The organism is Lysobacter sp. Soil_C_15, from assembly GCF_057657315.1.
On the sequence record NZ_JBDGIR010000002.1, the window covers coordinates 645,049 to 661,340 of the forward strand.

The following is a 16,292-nucleotide window of genomic DNA, read 5'->3' on the forward strand; positions in this document are numbered from 1 at the left end:
CCGCCGCTGCGGGGCTTCCGCGCAGCCGGCCTGCGTCGCCGCGTCGTCGCTCGCTGCGGCCAACGCAGCGTCGTCAAGCACCGGCCGGCTGCCAGGCGCGAACCCAGCGGCGCCACGCCGCATCCGCGCGTCCTGCGCGTAGTGAGCTCACGCCGCGCCGATGCGCGCGACGCCGATTTGGATCGAGACAAGCCGCACGATGGGCACGACCTCGCCGGCGCCGTTGCGAACGCTCGTGCGCTGTCTTGCGCGCATGCCGCTGCGCAACACCCAACAGCCAGCCGCGGCAAAGTCGTTGCGCGCGCGGTCCGGCCGCGCCAGGGCGAGCAGGTCCGCGGTACCGCCGTCGCTTGGCGAAAAACCCGGCGATGCCGCGCGCCGGTCGTCTCCGCACCCCGACGCCGCCGCGACCGCGACGGGCGCGCGCGGCGCCGCCGCGTACCTTCCTGAATGCGCCTCCCTGCCCTGCCAGCCACGACCGCACGGGCCTTGCAATACCTAGCCGTATCGGCCGATTGCATTAGACTACGCCGCGCTACGCCGGGCCCCACCGCCACGACGTACAGGCCAATCCATTCCCATTCAACGACTTACACACCACCTGGCGTCGCCAGCGCTACGCGCAGCCCGCGCCGGTTCGGAGCACCCGATGATTTTCGAAACCCTCGACACCTTCGGCCATGAGCAGGTCGTCTTCTGCCATAACAAGGACGCCGGCCTGAAGGCCATCATCGCGATTCACAACACCGTGCTCGGCCCGGCCCTGGGTGGCCTGCGCATGTGGCCGTACAAGACCGAGCAGGACGCGCTGAACGACGTGCTGCGCCTGAGCCGCGGCATGACCTACAAGAACGCGGTCGCCGGCCTCAACATCGGCGGCGGCAAGGCGGTCATCATCGGCGACCCGTCGGCCGACAAGTCCGAAGCCCTGTTCCGCGCCTTCGGCAAGTTCGTCGATTCGCTGGGCGGCCGCTACATCACCGCCGAAGACGTCGGCATCGACGTCAACGACATGGAATACGTGTACCGCGAGACCGAGTACGTCACCGGCGTGCACCAGGTCCACGGCGGTTCGGGCGACCCGTCGCCGTTCACCGCCTACGGCACCCTGCAGGGCCTGATGGCGGCGCTGAACAAGCGCTTCGGCGACGAGGAAGTCGGCAAGTACAGCTACGCCGTGCAGGGCCTGGGCCACGTCGGCATGGAATTCGTCAAGCTGCTCAAGGAGCGCGGCGCGAAGATCTTCGTCACCGACATCAACAAGGGCCTGGTCGACAAGGCCGTGTCCGAGTACGGCGCCGAAGCGGTCGGCCTGGACGAGATCTACGACGTCAACGCCGACGTGTACTCGCCGTGCGCGCTGGGCGGCACCGTCAACGAGCAGACCCTGCCGCGCCTGAAGGCCAAGATCATCTGCGGCGCCGCCAACAACCAGCTCGCCAACAACGCCATCGGCGACGAAGTGGCCAAGCGCGGCATCCTGTACGCGCCGGACTACGCGGTCAACGCCGGCGGCGTGATGAACGTGGCGCTGGAACTCGACGGCTACAACCGCGAGCGCGCGATGCGCATGATGCGCACCATCTACCACAACCTCGGCCGCATCTTCGAGATCGCCGAGCGCGACAGCATCCCGACCTACACCGCCGCCGACCGCCTGGCCGAAGAGCGCATCAACGCGATCGGCAAGCTCAAGCTGCCGCTCGGCCGCAGCACGCCGAGCTTCCGCGGCCGCATCCGCGGCGGCCACTGATCCACTTCGACGGGGCCGAACGGCCCCGTCGTCGCATCCGACCTAGGGGGATGGCGCGTCGCTGCGTTCGGCATGACGCGCCCTTCGCCGTGTGTCCGTTCCGCGTTCGCGTCGCCAGCCCCTGGAGCCCGCCATGCCCAAGCTCGCCATCGCCCCACCCCTCATTCTGTCCGTCGCCCTGTCCCTCGCTCTCGCCGGCGCCTGCGCCGTGCAGGCCAAGGAACCGGCCGCCGCCGGCCATCGCGAGGTCTACGACTACGACCGCCAGGCCTCCTGGCAGGCCGCGTCGGCCCAGTCGCAGTCGCCGATCGACATCGTCACCGCCAGCGCCGTCGCCGCCGATGCGGCCGAGCCGGGCGCGATCGAGTTCCGCCACACCCACGGCCCGATCGACAAGGTCGAAGACAACGGCCATGCGGTGCAGGTCGACACCCACGCCACCGAAGCCACCATCCGCGGCCGCCATTTCAAGCTGGCCCAGTTCCACTTCCACTCGCAGAGCGAACACACCCTGGACGGCCGGCATTTCCCGCTCGAAGGGCATTTCGTGTTCAAGGCCCAGGACGGCCGGCTGGCGGTGATCGGGGTGATGTATGAACAGGGCCAGGCCAATCCGGTCGCGCAGGACGTGCTCGACGGCCTGCAGCCGGGCCGCAAGCCGGCCCAGCACGAGATCGACATCGAGGGCCTGATCCCGAAGTCGCACGCCTACTACCACTACCTGGGCTCGCTCACGACCCCGCCGCTGACGGAAAATGTCGAGTGGTACGTGATGCCGGCGCCGGTGACCATGTCGCAACGGCAGATCGACGGGTTCCTGTCGCACTACCGCCGCAACAACCGCAACCTCCAACCGCTCAATGGGCGGCCGCTGATTCGTTACGAGGGCTGATATGCGCAGTTTTCCCCTGGGTGAAGAGATCGACGCGCTGCGCGATGCCGTGCGCCGTTTCGCCGAAGCCGAGATCGCACCGCGCGCGGCGCAGATCGACCACGACAACGCCTTTCCGCAGGACCTGTGGCCCAAGCTCGGCGAGCTGGGCCTGCTCGGCATGACCGTGCCGGGCGAGTTCGGCGGCAGCGACATGGGCTATCTGGCTCACCTGGTGGCGATGGAGGAGATCTCGCGCGCGTCCGGTTCGGTCGGCCTGTCCTACGGCGCCCACTCCAACCTGTGCGTGTCCAACCTGTACGCCAACGGCAACCAGGCGCAGCGGGCGAAGTATCTGCCCAAGCTGTGCAGCGGCGAATGGAAGGGCGCGCTGGCGATGAGCGAGCCGGGCGCCGGTTCCGACGTGGTCGGCTCGATGAGCTGCCGAGCCGAGCTGCGCGACGGCGTGTGGGTCGCCAACGGCAACAAGATGTGGATCACCAACGGCCCCGAGGCCGACGTGCTGATCGTGTACATGCGCACCGCCGGCAAGGACGCGGGTAGCAAGTGCATGACCGCCTTCATCGTCGAGAAGGGCATGAAGGGCTTCAGCACCGCGCAAAAGCTGGACAAGCTGGGCATGCGCGGCTCCAACACCTGCGAGCTGGTGTTCGAGGACTGCCAGATCCCGGCCGAGAACGTGCTCGGCGAGGTCCACCACGGGGTCAAGGTGCTGATGAGCGGCCTCAACACCGAACGCCTGGTGCTGAGCGGCGGCCCGCTGGGCCTGATGCAGGCGGCGCTGGACATCGCCCTGCCCTACGTGCGCGAGCGCAAGCAGTTCGACGTGGCGATCGGCACCTTCGGTCTGATGCAGGGCAAGATCGCCGACATGTACACCGCGCTGCAGTCCAGCCGCGCCTTCGCCTACCAAGTGGCGCGCGACTACGATGCCGGGCACAAGAGCCGGGTCGACGCCGCCTCGTGCCTGCTGCACGCCTCCGATGCGGCGGTGCAGGTGGCGCTGGAAGCGATCCAGACCCTGGGCGGCAACGGCTACATCAACGAGTACCCGACCGGGCGCATCCTGCGCGACGCCAAGCTGTACGCGATCGGCGCCGGCACCAACGAAATCCGCCGCATGCTGATCGGCCGCGAGCTGTTCGACGGCAAGAGCTGAGCCGCACCGCGTCCCGCGGTCGCCGCAAGCCGAACGCCGTCGCAACCGCGACGGCGTTTTGGTTTGCGCCCGGCATTGCTGTTCGCTTCGCAGGTTCGGGGTAGGAGCGGCGTGAGCCGCGACCGCGGCACGTCGGCAACGAGGCGAACCGCAAGCAGGCGACGGTACCGAGCTTCGGCCGATTGCGATGCCATTGGCCTTCCTGCGCTTTCTCCGTCGCGGCTCACGCCGCTCCTACAAGGGCCTGCGCCGCTTGCGGTCGGCGCCAGCGTCTTGGTCAGAACGGATAGCTTCACCACGCTATCGCGCCGAAGCGCGGCTGGCCGTCGCCGCGACGGCGTTTGGGTTTGCGCTGCTGCCACCGCGCTTCGCCCCGCACTTTCGGGAGTAGGAGCGGCGTGAGCCGCGACCGCGACACCTCGGCAACGACGCGAACCGCAAGCAGGCGACGGTACCGAGCTTCGGCCGATTACGATGCTATTGGCCTTGCTGCGCCTTCTCCGTCGCGGCTCACGCCGCTCCTACAGGGGCCTGCGCCGCTTGCGGTCGGCGCGAGCGCCTTGGTCAGAACGGATAGCTCCACCACGCCATCGCGCCGAAGCGCGGCTGGCCGTCGCCGCGACGGCGTTTGGGTTTGCGCTGCGCCACCGCGCTTCGCCCCGCACTTTCGGGAGTAGGAGCGGCGTGAGCCGCGACCGCGGCACGTCGGCAACGAGGCGAACCGCAAGCAGGCGACGGTACCGGGCTTCGGCCGATTGCGATGCCATTGGCCTTCCTGCGCTTTCTCCGTCGCGGCTCACGCCGCTCCTACAAGGGCCTGCGCCGCTTGCGGTCGGCGCCAGCGTCTTGGTCAGAACGGATAGCTCCACCACGCCATCGCGCCGAAGCGCGGCGCGCCGTCTTCGTAGCGCTGATCGAGATCCAGGCGCAACGCGCCGGCGCGCGGAAAACGCAGGTCCAGGCCGAAGCCGAGCACCCCGACTTCCTCCGGCAGCGGCTCGCCGAGGATCGGCGCCCACACCTCCATCGCGGTGAAGCGCGCGGCGATGGCGTCGCCGCGCAGGCTCAGCCGGCGCTGCCATTCGGCGCGCGCGTCCCAGCGCCAACGCGTCCCGCCCCACTGCCCTTCGCGCTGCAGGCGCAGGCCCGCCAGGGCCTGGGTCGCCTGCAGGCGGGACGCTTCGCTGCGCAGGCCGAAGCCGAGCGCGCCGGGCTCGTCGAAGCCCTCGCGTTGCAGGCGCATGAGCTCGGCGCCCAGGTAAGGCGCGAACACCGTCGCGCCGCGGCCGTAGCGGCGGCCGGCCTGCAGGCCCAGGTGCAGGTAGCGCTCGCCGTAGTCGCTGCCAACCCCGAACCGGCTCGCGCCGAGGGCGATCTCGCGCTGCAGTTCGCGGTCCATGTAGCCGAACGCGGCGCGGCCGAAGGCGTAGTTGCGCTCGCCGTTCCAGGCTGCGTACAGCTGCGCCTCGGTCTGCCGGTTGCGCTCGCGGTCGCCGAGTTCGGCGTGGCGGGCATGGCCTTCGCTGCGGCTCAGCGCGGCGCCGTAGGTCCAGGCGCCGAGGCGGCGGTCCTGACCCAGCACCCAGCCGTCGGCGTCGAGTTCGTAGCGTCCGGCGGCGACGCGCTGCGCGTCCAGGCGCTCGCTCCAGGCGCCATCCTGCGGCCGCCGTACCTGCGCGTCCAGGCGCGACTCCAGCGCGCGCCGGTTGGCCTCGATCACCAGTTGCGCGAAGGCCGCGTCGGCGGTGTGCAGTTCGCCCGACAGGCTGGCCAGCGAGCGCCGCGCCTGCGCCGTATCGGCGCTGCGCTGCAAGGCGCCGAGGCCGGCGCCGAATCCGCCCTGCGCGCCGTCGCCGTTGGCTGCAGCGCCGCCGTTCAAGCCGGCCAGGGCGCCGTCGACACGCTGCGCCGCGGCCGCGGCCGCGGTCGGCACGCCGATGCTCTGCGCCGCCGCGGTGATGTTGAGCGCGACGATATCGAGCCAGGCCTGGGTGCCGCTGTAGCCCAGAGTCGCCAGCAGGAACACGCCCGGCGCGCTGCTCAGGCTATCGAACGTGCCGCTGACGCTGCCGGCGGTGAGGAACACCTCGCGACTGGAGCGCACATAGCCCGGCAGTTGGCCGAGCACGTGCGCGCCGCCGGCCAGGCTGGCGCTGCCGCCGACCTCCAGGCGCGAGCCGATCAGGAACTGCAGTTGCGCGCCGGCGCTTTGCAGGTAGTCGCCGTCGATGCGCAGGCCGGCGCCTTCCAGGCGCAGCGCGCCCTGGTTGTCGACCCGATTGCCGACCCGCGCGCCGGCGCCGCCGACGAAGCTGGCGCCCGGCCGCACCGCCAGCGGCGAGGCCAGCACGCCGTTGTCGTTCAAGCGCAGCACGCCGGCATTGACCTGGGTCGCACCGGTGTAGGTGTGGGCGGCGGCGCTGTCCAAACGCAAGCTGCCGCTGCCTTCCTTGATCAGGCCGCCGGCGCCGGCGATCGGGTTGGACCAGGTCGAGCTGCCGTCGAAGGCGACCCGCACGTCGCCCCAATCGAACCGGCGCGGGCCGCGCACCGCCGCGCCGATGTCGAGCAGGCCGTAGCCGAACACCGGGTCGACTCCGGGCGCGCCGAGATCCTTGGCGTTGCCGAGCAGGGTCTGCCGGACCAGGTCGTTGTTGAAGTAAGGGAACGCCTGCCAGACCAGCGCCGCCGCGCCGGACACCTGCGGCGCGGCGAACGAGGTGCCCTGGATGAACCAGTAGGTCGGACTGCCGACCGCATCGTTGACCCCGGTGGCGATGACATTGCCGGGCGCGACCAGGCAGTAGCGCATGGCGATGCCGCAGGCATTGGAATAGCTGGCCAACTGGGTCGGGTTGTTGCTGTCCAGCGCGGCCGCGGCCAGCCAGCCGCGCTCCAGGATCGAGGCGCCGGCGCCCTGGCTGGGCAACGAGGCGTTGTCGGTCGGGTCGGGGCGCGATTCGTTGCCGGTCGCGAACACCACCAGGCCGCCGTTGTCGATGAAGGGCTGGTAGGCGGCGATGAAGCTCTGGGTGACGTTGTCGCCGGTCCAGTACAGGCCGCCCCAGGAGTTGTTCATGATCCGCACGCCGGCGTTCATGAGGTCGCGGCTGACGATGTCCAGGCCGCCGTTGTTGGTGGCCTGGTTGCCCTGGCCGGAGCCGTCGTCGCTGGGTCGGGTGTCGGCCAGGATCCGCGCCGAGACGATCTGCGCGCCCGGGGCAATGCCGCCGGGCCACTGCCCGACCGGGGTGCCGGCGGCGATCTGCGAGACGTAGGTGCCGTGGCCGAGCACGTCGTCGATGGCGTGGTTGTTGCTGCGCGGGTCGGTGTAGAGCAGCATCGGCCCGACCCGGCCGGTCAGGGCCGGATGGGCCCGGCGCACCCCGCTGTCGACCACGCCGATGCGGATGCCCTGCCCGGTCAGGCCCAGGGCGTGCGCGGCGCGGGCGTTGGTCAGGGCCAGGTGGACGTCGGCCGCGGGCTGGTTCGGGCTCGGCGGCGGCGGGGTGGTCGGCGGCGGCGTGGCCGGCGGCGGATCGGCGCGGACGTTGCCGCCGCCTCCGCCGCCCCCGCCGCAGGCGGCCAGGGCCAGCACCAGCGCGGACAGGCTCAGGCGCGCTGCCGGCCGCGCCACCGCTGCGTATCGCTTCATCGCACACCCCCGTAGGAGGCGCAGCGTCCGCACCCTTGCGGAAGGGCTGCGCTCGGTCACGTTTTAGTCCAAGCTCGGGGCCGCGACAATCACCGGCTCATCTGTGCCGCGCGGCACTGCCCCGCCGCCGCCGCGCCGGGGCGCCCTGCCCCCGGCCCGGGGCGCCTGGGGCCGGTTTTGGCCGCTACGGCATTCAGCGGCCGGCCGGCTGGCGCGGGCGATTTGTTCGTTTTTCGTTATCCGCCATGCCGAATTTGCCGCGCTGCAGCACGGCGCCGCATAATTCGCGGATTCCGGCCGCGGCCGGCGCCCTACGACCCGCCGGCCCCCGCCGGCGCACAGAACCCGGAGTTCTCGCCCCATGAGCGACGTCGTCATCGTCGGTGCCAAGCGCACCGCCATCGGTTCCTTCCTCGGCCAGTTCACCGGCGTCCCGACGCCGACCCTGGGCAGCGCCGCCATCGCCGGCGCGCTGGCGCAGGCCGGCGTCGCCGCCGACCAGGTCGACGAAGTGATCATGGGCTGCGTGCTCCCGGCCGGCCTCGGCCAGGCCCCGGCGCGCCAGGCCACGCTCGCCGCCGGCATCCCCACCGCCGCCGGCTGCACCACCATCAACAAGGTCTGCGGCTCGGGCATGAAGGCGATCATGCTCGGCCACGACCTGATCAAGGCCGGCTCGGCCAAGGTCGTCGTCGCCGGCGGCATGGAGTCGATGACCAACGCTCCGCACCTGCTCAACAACTCGCGCACCGGCATCCGCTACGGCAGCGCCGAGTTCCTCGACCACATGGCCTGGGACGGCCTGACCAACCCCTACGACGGCAAGGCGATGGGCGTGTTCGGCGACGCCGCGTGCGAGAAGTACGGCCTCGACCGCGCCGCGATCGACGCGTTTTCCGAGGAAAGCGTCAAGCGCGCCCAGGCCGCGCAGAGCGCCGGCCACTTCAAGGACGAGATCGTCCCGGTGACGGTCAAGGGCCGCAAGGGCGACACCGTGGTCGACAGCGACGAAGAGCCGGGCAAGATCGACGTCAGCAAGATTCCGGGCCTGCGCCCGGCGTTCGGCAAGGACGGCGTGCTGACCGCCGCGTCCTCGTCGAAGATCTCCGACGGCGCCGCCGCCGCGGTGCTGATGTCGGCCGAGGACGCCGCCGCGCGCGGCCTGGCGCCGCTGGCGCGGATCGTCGCTCATGCCGGCCACGCCCAGGCCCCGGAGTGGTTCACCACCGCGCCGGTGAAAGCGATTTCAAACGTGCTCGAAAAGGCCGGCTGGAGCGTCGCCGACGTCGACCTGTTCGAGGTCAACGAGGCCTTTTCCTGCGTCGCGATGGCGCCGATGAAGGACCTCGGCATCCCCCATGAGAAGCTCAACGTGCACGGCGGCGCAGTCGCTCTGGGTCACCCGATCGGGGCCAGCGGCGCGCGCCTGGTGGTCACGTTGATCAATGCCTTGCGTACGCGCGGCGGCAAGCGCGGCGTGGCTTCGCTGTGCATCGGCGGCGGCGAAGCCACCGCAATTGCGATCGAGTTGGTGTAAAAAGTTAAAAACGCGTTGCACAAAAAAAACCGGCGGGCCGCTTGACACACGTCACCGGCTTGTCATCATGTTATCGGCGCGCAACTGCGCGTTGCCTAACTAAACGACGAGGAATCCGAATCATGAATTTCAACAAGGCGCTGATCGCCCTGGCTCTGGGCCTGGCCCTGGCCGCTTGCTCGAACCAGAAGCAGGCCGAAGAAGCTTCCGCCGACGCCGCTGCCGCTTCGACCGAAGCCCAGGCCGCTGCTGACACCGCCGCTGCCGCTGGCGACGCCGCCACCGCCGACGCCGCCGCTGCTTCGGCCGACGCCGCTGCCACCGCCGCCGACGCCGCCGCCACCTCGGCCGACGCCGCTGCCGCCGCCACCACCCCGGCTGCTGCCGACGCCGCTGCCGACGCCGCCAAGAACGCTGCCGACGCCGCTGGCCAGGCTGCCGACGCCGCCAAGGACGCTGCCGCTCCGGCGGAAGCTGCCAAGGAAGAAGCCAAGAAGTAATATCGCCTCGCGCGATATCGCTTCGGTTCCGACGCGACTTTGTCGCGTCGAACGGGAAAGCCGCCGGTTCTCCGGCGGCTTTTTCCGTAAGGTCAGTGAACGATCGAAGCCGGCTTGCCGGACCGCAGCGAGCACTGGCGTTGCCTGACAGATCCACCCAGACGTTTTTCTCAGACAACTCCTCAGGAGACAGCTCATGAAGACCCATCTCGCCCTGCTCGCCGCCGCCGTCCTGGCAATGTCGGCCTGCACCAAGACCGAAGAAGCCAAGAACGAAGCCGCTGAGGCCTCCGCCGCCGCCGAACAGGCCGGCGACGCCGCCGCCCAGGCTGCCAACGCCGCCGGCACCGCCGCCGCCGAAGGCGCCGAAGCCGCCGCCGCTGCCACCGCCGACGCCGCCGCCGCTGCCGGCACCGCCGTCGACAACGCCGCCGCCGCGGCCGCTGGCGCCGCCGACCAGGCCGCCGCCGGCGCTGCCGACGCCGCCGCCAAGGCCGCCGACGCCACCGCCGACGCCGCGCAGAACGTCGCCGACAAGGCCGACGCCGCTGCCGACAAGGCCAAGGAAGAAGCCGCCAAGCACTAATCGCTGGCGCTCTCCCGCAATGCCCGAAAGGCCCGCGCAAGCGGGCCTTTCTCTTTGTCCGTCCGCTCGTTCCCGGGCGCGGCCGCTGCGCGGCGCAGGCCGTTTCCGCGCGCGGCCTGCGCAGCGCCGACGCCGCGCCCAAGCGCGCATCCATGCGCCGGCGTGCGTTGATCCGCATCGGCGCCGGCGCTTGGCCGCCCGGCGCGCTTTGTGTTCTGATGCCGCGTCCAAAACCGACGGCCGTTGCGCGATGCCCGCCCTCACCTCCCAGCTCGACCCACGCTCGCAGGACTTCCGCGACAACGTCGCTTACCACCAGGCCCTGGTCGAGGAACTCGACGCGCGCCTGGCGCGCGCTGCGCACGGCGGCGGCGACAAGGCGCGGGCCAAGCACACCGAGCGCGGCAAGCTGCTGGCGCGCGACCGCATCGCCGCCCTGCTCGACCCGGGCTCGCCGTTCCTGGAAATCGCCCCGCTCGCCGCCGAAGGCATGTACGACGACGCCGCGCCGGCCGCCGGCATGGTCGCCGGGATCGGCCGGGTGCAGGGCCTGGAGGTGGTGATCGTCGCCAACGACGCCACGGTCAAGGGCGGCACCTATTTCCCGATGACGGTCAAGAAGCACCTGCGCGCGCAGGAGATCGCGCGCGAGAACCGCCTGCCCTGCGTCTACCTGGTCGACTCCGGCGGCGCCTTCCTGCCGCTGCAGGACGAAGTGTTCCCGGACAAGGAGCACTTCGGCCGGATCTTCTACAACCAGGCCCGGCTGAGCGCCGAGAACATCCCCCAGGTGGCGGTGGTGATGGGCAGTTGCACCGCCGGCGGCGCCTACGTGCCGGCGATGTGCGACGAGTCGGTGATCGTCAAGGAGCAAGGCACGATCTTCCTCGGCGGCCCGCCGCTGGTGAAGGCGGCGACCGGCGAAGTGGTCGACGCCGAAGCGCTCGGCGGCGCCGACGTGCACACCAGCGTGTCCGGCGTGGCCGACCATTTCGCCGAGGACGACCGCCACGCGCTGCAGATCGCGCGCGACATCGTCGCCACCTTCAACCGCAGGAAGACCCTGCCGGTCGCCGCGCAGGCGCCGCGCGAGCCGCTGTACCCGGCCGAAGAGCTGTACGGCATCGTGCCCAAGGACACCCGCAAGCCGTTCGACATCCGCGAAGTGATCGCGCGCGTCGCCGACGGCAGCGAGTTCCAGGAATTCAAGGCGCGCTACGGCAAGACCCTGGTCACCGGCTTCGCCCACCTGCACGGCTATCCGGTCGGCATCGTCGCCAACAACGGCATCCTGTTCGCCGAGAGCGCGCTCAAGGGCGCGCACTTCATCGAGCTGTGCAACCAGCGCGGCATTCCGCTGGTGTTCCTGCAGAACATCACCGGTTTCATGGTCGGCAAGAAGTACGAGAACGCCGGCATCGCCAAGGACGGGGCCAAGATGGTCACCGCGGTGGCTTGCTCGCACGTGCCCAAGTTCACCGTGGTGATCGGCGGCAGCTTCGGCGCCGGCAACTACGCCATGTGCGGCCGCGCCTACGGCGCGCGCTTCCTGTGGATGTGGCCGAACGCGCGGATCAGCGTCATGGGCGGCGAACAGGCCGCCTCGGTGCTGGCCACGGTGCGCCGCGACGGCATCGAAGCCGCCGGCAAGGTCTGGACCGCCGAGGAAGAGGACGCGTTCAAGGCGCCGATCCGCGAGCAGTACGAGCACCAGGGCAACCCCTACTACGCCACCGCGCGGCTGTGGGACGACGGCATCATCGACCCCGCCGACACCCGCCGCGTGCTCGGCCTGGGCCTGTCGGCCAGCCTCAACGCGCCGATCGAAGACCGCACCCGCTTCGGCGTGTTCCGCATGTAAGCGTCGCGCCGCCGAACGGCAGCGCACGCGTTTGCTGCATCTTCGCCATCGCCGCGCGGCCGGCCCGGGCGCCGCCGCGCGCGGACAGGGTAGACCGCGCCGGCGTGGGCCGTGCCCGGTTCGGCGTTCGTCGCGACCGTACAGCGATATCGATCGGCGTTTCAGCGCAGTCGCCGCCATGCGCGGCGCCGCATCGACCTCTCTCCTATTCGTCCCGGATCGATCGACGCGCCTGCGACGCGGCAATGCGTCCGTGGCGATGACGACGCATTCGCTGCCGCGCGCGATCGCGCAAGTGCGGACGAATGGCGGCCCAATCCCAATGCCGAACGTGGCGTCCACGCCGCAAGATCCGCGCTGCGTAGCGACGCCCGCCATTCATCGTCATGAAAAGAAACTGAATTCTTTTTGTCACGATCGCCATTGCGGAAACTCACTGAATGCGCGCAGCTGCGCAGGTTTTCCGCATCGTCAATTCGCATGCGGAATCTGAACCGGAGTCGCCGTTTCCTGCAAGTCCGATTGGTGAGGCGCATCACAGTGGGCGCTTCGGATCAGCGTGTTAGGCTCCGTTGTTCACGCGTGTCATCACTTGATCCCCCGACCTGAGGAAACACCGCGTCATGGCTATCTTCAATCAGCCCGCTCCGCCCAAGCGCGACAATCCGGTTCCGCCGGCCCAGCCCGAAACCGCGCTCAAGCGCGAGCCCGACACGCTCAACGAATTCAGCTTCGGTCAGCCGACCCAAGCGCCGGCGCCGATCGCCCCGGCGCCCGCGGCCGCCGCGCCCGCCCCGCGCGCGCCGGAACGCGAAACGGTGAAGGAATCGCTGATCGCTTCCGACCTGTCGATCGAAGGCAAGATCCAGGGCTCGGGCCATATCCGCATCGCCGGCCGCTTCAAGGGCGACGTGCAGGTCGACGGCGATCTGACCGTCGAACTCGGCGCCAAGCTCAACGGCGGCGTGCGCGCGCGCAAGGTCGTCATCGCCGGCGAGCTGGAAGGCAACATCGAAGCCGCGCAGCGGGTCGAGCTGCTGGAAAGCGGAGCGATGATCGGCGACGTCAAGGCCGGCGTGGTCACCGTCGCCGCCGGTTCGCGCATGCGCGGCCAGGTCGAGTTCGGCTGGGAAGACAAGGACGCCGGCAACGCCAAGTCGTCCAAGCACGACAAGAACGGCGCCAAGACGGAGAACGGCGCCGACTCATGAGCGCAGTCCGCCAGGGCCAGCCCGGCGCGACGCGCGTATGCCCGCATTGCAAGGCGACGATTCTCGACAGCGCGAGCGTCTGCCCGGCATGCAAGCACCATCTGCGTTTCGACTCGGATGCGTCGCAGCGCGCAGCGGCGAGGTTCTCGCCGCTGCACGTGGAAGGCACGATCCGCCCGCCGCAGGGCGACGTCGCCTGGGAATATTCGATGGTGCTGTCGATCCGCAACGAGCGCGGCGACGAGATCACCCGCCAGGTGGTCGGCGTCGGCGCCCTGCACCCGGGCGACGAGCGCACCTTCACTTTGTCGGTCGAGGCCTTCGAGGCGGTCGGCTGGAAAGCCGCGAGCAAGGGACGGCTGCGCCGCTGATCCGCGGCGCCACGGTCACAGGAAAGGATCTTCTGGATGTCGCAACCGGCAATGCCGCAACCGCTTTCGCTGTACGCGAGGTTCACCCTCGACCTGCAGCGCTATCAGGCCTACATGGATTCCGCCCCGGCGCACCCGAGCGAGTTCGGCGACTGGCCTGCGCCGGCGCAGGCCGGCCACGGCGAGCGCCGCGGCCACGCCGAAGCCCTGGCCGATCCGCAGGCGACCACCGTCGCCGAGATGATCAAGGCTTGGCGCCAGGACCCGTGGACCGGCACGCCGCCGGTGGAATACGACGAACTGCGCCGCGAACTGCGCATCGTCATGCTGCAGGCGTCTGGGCATCCGATCGAGTTGCTGCGCGTGCTCGGCCCCTTGCGCGGCGCGGCCGGGTTCAACGATGCCGAGGCGGACGATTTCGTTCTCGCCTTCGATAACCGCGGCAGCGGCGAGGTGCGCGCCTACCTGACCTTGGGCGACGGGCTGAGCCGCTTCCACGGCGCGCCGCCGCAGCATCATCTGGACGAGGCGCGCCGGCATCTGGACCGCGCCGCGGCCTACTTGCGCGAACGCGCCGGCTGAGGCGGCGCGCACGCAGTCGACGGCGCGGTAGCGACGAGGGACGCGCGCCGCGAGCGCGCGGCGCGGAGCCTCAGTCGGAAGGACCGCAGTTGTCGCAGCCGGCGCAGTTCGGCCCGGCCGCGCGCGGCGCCGGGGCGATGCGCCGGCCGAGCTTGCGCATCCAGTCCGGGCGCCCTTCGCGCACCAACGGCAGCGCGCAGGCGATGCGCAGGCGGCGCACGCCGCCGGGGAACTGCTTGCGCGCGACCACCACCGCGCTGAGCGCGACCGCGATCGCGATCACCAGGTACTGCGCGAACAGGCCCAGGTCCATCTCAGCCCGCTCCCAGCCATACCGCAACCTGATAGGTCAGCAGCGAGGCCAGATAAGCCAGCGCGAACAGGTAGCCGGCGGCGATACCCACCTGCTTCCACGAGTTGGTCTCGCGACGGATGGTGGCCAGGGTGGAAATGCACTGCGGCGCGTAGATGAACCACACCAGCAGCGCCAGCGCAGTGGCCAACGACCAGGTGTCGGTGATGATCGGCGTCAGCGCCTGCGCCGCGGCCTCGTCGTCCGGCGCCGACAGCGCATAGACCGTGGCCAGCGAGGACACCGCCACTTCGCGCGCGGCCAGGCCCGGGATCAGGGCGATGCAGATCTGCCAGTTGAAGCCGATCGGCGCGAACACCGCGGTCATCGCGTGGCCGATGCGGCCAGCGAAGCTGTAATCGATCGCCGGCGCGGTGGCGCCTTCCGGCGCGCCCGGGAACGACAGCAGGAACCACAGCAGGATGGTCAGGGCCAGGATGATGCCGCCGACCCGGCGCAGGAAGATCCAGGCGCGCTCCCACAGGCCGATCAGCAGGTCGCGCGGGTTGGGAATGCGGTAGGACGGCAGCTCCAGCAGCAGCGCGTGCTCGCTCTTGTCGCGGCGCCACTTCTTCATCACCCACGACACCGCCAGCGCGCTGAGGATGCCGGCCAGGTACAGGCCGAACAGGACCAGGCCCTGCAGGTTGAGCACGCCCCAGACCTGGCGCTGCGGGATGAAGGCGCCGATCAGCAGCGCGTACACCGGCAATCGCGCCGAGCAGGTCATCAGCGGCGCGACCAGGATCGTGGCGAGGCGGTCGCGCGGATCCTGGATCGAACGCGTGGCCATGATCCCGGGGATCGCGCAGGCGAAGCTCGACAGCAAGGGAATGAACGAGCGCCCGGACAGGCCGGCGCCGGCCATCATCCGGTCGAGCAGGAAGGCCGCGCGCGGCAGGTAGCCGGACTCCTCCAGCGCCAGGATGAAGGCGAACAGGATCAGGATCTGCGGCAGGAACACCACCACCCCGCCGAGGCCGGCGATCACGCCGTCGACCAGCAGGCTGCGCAACGGCCCGTCGGGCAGCCAAGCGCCGGCGCGCTCGCCGGTCCAGGCGGTGATCGCCTCGATCCCGTCCATCAACGGCGTGGCCCAGGCGTACACCGCCTGGAAGATCAGGAACATCACCACCGCCAGCGACAGCAGGCCGAGCACCGGGTGCAGCAGCCAACGGTCGAGCGCGTCGTCGATGCGCGCGGTGCGGGTCGGCATGCGCACGGTCAGCTCGAGCAGGCGCCGGGTTTCGGCGTGCAGGTCGGCGCCCTCGGCCAGGCGCACCCGCGGCTCGTGCGGTTCGCGCGGCGCGACCGCGATCCGGTCCAGCAGGGCCACCAGTTCGCGCGCGCCGTCGCGCTTGACCGCGACCGTCGGCACCACCGGCACGCCGAGCTCGCGCTCCAGCGCGGCCAGGTCGATGTCGATGCCGCGGCGCTTGGCCGCGTCCATCATGTTGATCGCGACCAGCATCGGCCGGCCGAGTTCGCGCAGCTCCAGGGCGAAGCGCAGGTGCAGGCGCAGGTTGGTCGCATCGACCACGCACAGCAGCACGTCCGGCGCCGGTTCGCCCGGATAGAAGCCGCGCAGCACGTCGCGGGTCACCGCCTCGTCCAGGCTGGCCGCGCTGAGGCTGTAGGCGCCGGGCAGGTCGAGCACGGCGTAGCTGCGCCCGGACGGCGCGTGCAGCCGGCCTTCCTTGCGCTCGACGGTGACGCCGGCGTAGTTGGCGACCTTCTGCCGGCTGCCGGTCAGCAGGTTGAACAAGGCGGTCTTGCCGCAATTGGGATTCCCGACCAGGGCCACCCGCATCGGTGCGGTCGCCGGCATGGCGC

General features: G+C 70.5%; 14 protein-coding genes. 10 read left to right on the top strand and 4 right to left on the bottom strand.

Annotated features, from left to right (window positions below; translation table 11 throughout):
• Nucleotides 1-147: 147 nt before the first annotated feature.
• Nucleotides 148-495 carry a hypothetical protein gene (locus AC3A57_RS06935; protein WP_487578223.1) on the bottom strand — a complete coding sequence of 116 codons (348 nt, stop codon included), beginning with the start codon at nt 493-495 and terminating at the stop codon, nt 148-150.
• A 154-nt stretch (nt 496-649) separates the two neighbouring features.
• Here AC3A57_RS06935 and AC3A57_RS06940 point away from each other — a divergent pair, with 154 nt between their 5' ends.
• From AC3A57_RS06940 to AC3A57_RS06950, 3 genes are all read left to right on the top strand, one after another.
• The gene (locus AC3A57_RS06940) at nt 650-1,753 is read left to right on the top strand and encodes a Glu/Leu/Phe/Val dehydrogenase dimerization domain-containing protein (protein ID WP_221672228.1); all 1,104 of its coding nucleotides are present in this window, start codon (nt 650-652) and stop codon (nt 1,751-1,753) included.
• A 133-nt stretch (nt 1,754-1,886) separates the two neighbouring features.
• Nucleotides 1,887-2,645, top strand: a complete 759-nt coding sequence (locus tag AC3A57_RS06945) for a carbonic anhydrase family protein (protein ID WP_487578224.1) — start codon at nt 1,887-1,889, stop codon at nt 2,643-2,645.
• 1 nt (nt 2,646) lies between these two features.
• Nucleotides 2,647-3,804: an isovaleryl-CoA dehydrogenase gene (locus tag AC3A57_RS06950; protein ID WP_221672226.1), complete on the top strand. Its 1,158-nt coding sequence runs from the start codon at nt 2,647-2,649 to the stop codon at nt 3,802-3,804.
• 850 nt (nt 3,805-4,654) lie between these two features.
• Here the strand turns inward: AC3A57_RS06950 and AC3A57_RS06955 are convergent.
• The gene (locus AC3A57_RS06955; RefSeq protein WP_487578225.1) at nt 4,655-7,459 is read right to left on the bottom strand and encodes a S8 family serine peptidase; all 2,805 of its coding nucleotides are present in this window, start codon (nt 7,457-7,459) and stop codon (nt 4,655-4,657) included.
• Nucleotides 7,460-7,820: 361 nt separating this feature from the next.
• Between AC3A57_RS06955 and AC3A57_RS06960 the strand changes: the two genes are divergently transcribed.
• The 7 genes from AC3A57_RS06960 to AC3A57_RS06990 all read left to right on the top strand — a co-directional run bounded on the left by AC3A57_RS06960 (nt 7,821) and on the right by AC3A57_RS06990 (nt 14,107).
• Nucleotides 7,821-8,996 carry a thiolase family protein gene (locus tag AC3A57_RS06960; RefSeq protein WP_487578226.1) on the top strand — a complete coding sequence of 392 codons (1,176 nt, stop codon included), beginning with the start codon at nt 7,821-7,823 and terminating at the stop codon, nt 8,994-8,996.
• A gap of 122 nt (nt 8,997-9,118) precedes the next feature.
• A complete protein-coding gene (locus AC3A57_RS06965) occupies nt 9,119-9,496 on the top strand; it encodes a hypothetical protein (protein ID WP_221672223.1) in 378 nt (125 codons plus the stop codon).
• Nucleotides 9,497-9,692: 196 nt separating this feature from the next.
• On the top strand, nt 9,693-10,082 hold the full coding sequence (locus AC3A57_RS06970) for a hypothetical protein (protein ID WP_487578227.1): 390 nt from the start codon (nt 9,693-9,695) through the stop codon (nt 10,080-10,082).
• 250 nt (nt 10,083-10,332) lie between these two features.
• Nucleotides 10,333-11,943 (top strand): carboxyl transferase domain-containing protein, encoded by a 1,611-nt coding sequence (locus AC3A57_RS06975; RefSeq protein WP_487578228.1) that lies wholly within the window; start codon nt 10,333-10,335, stop codon nt 11,941-11,943.
• 623 nt (nt 11,944-12,566) lie between these two features.
• Nucleotides 12,567-13,154, top strand: coding sequence for a bactofilin family protein (locus AC3A57_RS06980; protein WP_487578229.1), 588 nt, complete (start codon nt 12,567-12,569; stop codon nt 13,152-13,154).
• Entirely contained in the window at nt 13,151-13,525 is a 375-nt protein-coding gene (locus AC3A57_RS06985) for a hypothetical protein (RefSeq protein ID WP_221672217.1), read from the top strand. The genes AC3A57_RS06980 and AC3A57_RS06985 overlap by 4 nt, the downstream gene beginning before the upstream one ends.
• Nucleotides 13,526-13,561: 36 nt before the next feature.
• Nucleotides 13,562-14,107, top strand: a complete 546-nt coding sequence (locus AC3A57_RS06990) for a hypothetical protein (RefSeq protein ID WP_487578230.1) — start codon at nt 13,562-13,564, stop codon at nt 14,105-14,107.
• Between the two features lie 70 nt (nt 14,108-14,177).
• On the opposite strand, the gene AC3A57_RS06995 is transcribed toward AC3A57_RS06990, so the two are convergent.
• Nucleotides 14,178-14,420 (bottom strand): DUF6587 family protein, encoded by a 243-nt coding sequence (locus tag AC3A57_RS06995; RefSeq protein ID WP_487578231.1) that lies wholly within the window; start codon nt 14,418-14,420, stop codon nt 14,178-14,180.
• Between the two features lies 1 nt (nt 14,421).
• Complete coding sequence (gene feoB, locus AC3A57_RS07000) at nt 14,422-16,287, bottom strand: ferrous iron transporter B (protein ID WP_487578408.1); 1,866 nt, start codon at nt 16,285-16,287, stop codon at nt 14,422-14,424.
• Between the last annotated feature and the right edge of the window lie 5 nt (nt 16,288-16,292).

What these genes read in the sequence shown, in the direction of transcription:
- AC3A57_RS06940 (WP_221672228.1), top strand. Translation starts at nt 650, where the DNA reads ATGATTTTCGAAACCCTCGACACCTTCGGCCATGAGCAGGTCGTCTTC.
- AC3A57_RS06945 (WP_487578224.1), top strand. Translation starts at nt 1,887, where the DNA reads ATGCCCAAGCTCGCCATCGCCCCACCCCTCATTCTGTCCGTCGCCCTG.
- AC3A57_RS06950 (WP_221672226.1), top strand. Translation starts at nt 2,647, where the DNA reads ATGCGCAGTTTTCCCCTGGGTGAAGAGATCGACGCGCTGCGCGATGCC.
- AC3A57_RS06955 (WP_487578225.1), bottom strand. Translation starts at nt 7,459, where the DNA reads ATGAAGCGATACGCAGCGGTGGCGCGGCCGGCAGCGCGCCTGAGCCTG.
- AC3A57_RS06960 (WP_487578226.1), top strand. Translation starts at nt 7,821, where the DNA reads ATGAGCGACGTCGTCATCGTCGGTGCCAAGCGCACCGCCATCGGTTCC.
- AC3A57_RS06965 (WP_221672223.1), top strand. Translation starts at nt 9,119, where the DNA reads ATGAATTTCAACAAGGCGCTGATCGCCCTGGCTCTGGGCCTGGCCCTG.
- AC3A57_RS06970 (WP_487578227.1), top strand. Translation starts at nt 9,693, where the DNA reads ATGAAGACCCATCTCGCCCTGCTCGCCGCCGCCGTCCTGGCAATGTCG.
- AC3A57_RS06975 (WP_487578228.1), top strand. Translation starts at nt 10,333, where the DNA reads ATGCCCGCCCTCACCTCCCAGCTCGACCCACGCTCGCAGGACTTCCGC.
- AC3A57_RS06980 (WP_487578229.1), top strand. Translation starts at nt 12,567, where the DNA reads ATGGCTATCTTCAATCAGCCCGCTCCGCCCAAGCGCGACAATCCGGTT.
- AC3A57_RS06985 (WP_221672217.1), top strand. Translation starts at nt 13,151, where the DNA reads ATGAGCGCAGTCCGCCAGGGCCAGCCCGGCGCGACGCGCGTATGCCCG.
- AC3A57_RS06990 (WP_487578230.1), top strand. Translation starts at nt 13,562, where the DNA reads ATGTCGCAACCGGCAATGCCGCAACCGCTTTCGCTGTACGCGAGGTTC.
- AC3A57_RS06995 (WP_487578231.1), bottom strand. Translation starts at nt 14,420, where the DNA reads ATGGACCTGGGCCTGTTCGCGCAGTACCTGGTGATCGCGATCGCGGTC.
- feoB (WP_487578408.1), bottom strand. Translation starts at nt 16,287, where the DNA reads ATGCCGGCGACCGCACCGATGCGGGTGGCCCTGGTCGGGAATCCCAAT.